General features: G+C 42.2%; 1 pseudogene. It reads right to left on the bottom strand.

The annotated features are described in order from the left end of the window. Positions 1-975: pseudogene (locus tag AC1DRQ_RS31835) on the bottom strand (DNA-directed RNA polymerase subunit beta'); the annotation flags it as partial.

The following is a 975-nucleotide window of genomic DNA, read 5'->3' as shown; positions in this document are numbered from 1 at the left end:
GGTCTTTTTTACCTGCAATTGCAGCTTCATTCAGTACTTTGGTTGTTTCCTGGAATGATGCAGCCGAGATAAACGATTTGGTACCTAATGATGCCCTGGTGATACCTTGCAGTATCGGGCTTGAAGTTGCCGCAATAGCATCACGTACTTCTACCAATTGCAGATCTTTACGTTTCAGGATCGAATTCTCATCACGCAACCTTCTTAATGATACAATTTGACCGGCTTTTAACGTAGTTGAATCACCTGGCTCAACAACAACCTTTTTATCAAATATCTCATCATTCTCGGTCATGAAATCCCAGCTATCAACAGCTTCACGCTCAAGGAAACGGGTATCACCTGCATCTTCAATAGCTACTTTCTGCATCATCTGGTGAACTATCACCTCAAAGTGTTTATCATTGATCTTCACACCTTGTAAACGGTAAACCTCTTGTATACCATTTACCAGGTATTCCTGTACTGCAGCCGGGCCTTTAATAGCCAGGATATCAGCAGGAGATATAGAACCATCAGACAATGGCATACCAGCCTTCACAAAGTCGTTATCCTGTACAAGGATGTGTTTTGACAATGGAACAAGGTATTTCTTGATCTGACCATCTTTTGATTCGATAGTCATTTCGCGGTTACCACGTTTAACGCCACCTAAGGTTACCACACCATCAATTTCGGTTACTACAGCCGGGTTTGATGGGTTACGTGCTTCAAACAACTCCGTTACACGTGGCAAACCACCGGTGATATCCCGGGTTTTACCAGTTGAACGAGGAATTTTAGCAATAACCTGTCCGGTTTGTAGTTTTTCGCCTTCTTCAACAGCAATGTGTGCCCCTACCGGGATGTTGTATCCTTTAATTACATTACCTTTTGTATCAGTAATTTGAATAACAGGGTTTTTAGTTTTATCCCTGGTATCAATAATTACTTTTTCGCGGTGACCAGTTTGCTCGTCAGATTCTTCACGGAAAG

The sequence above is a fragment of the Mucilaginibacter sp. P4_E8 genome (assembly GCF_056401495.1).
This window is presented reverse-complemented; position numbering and strand designations above follow the sequence as displayed.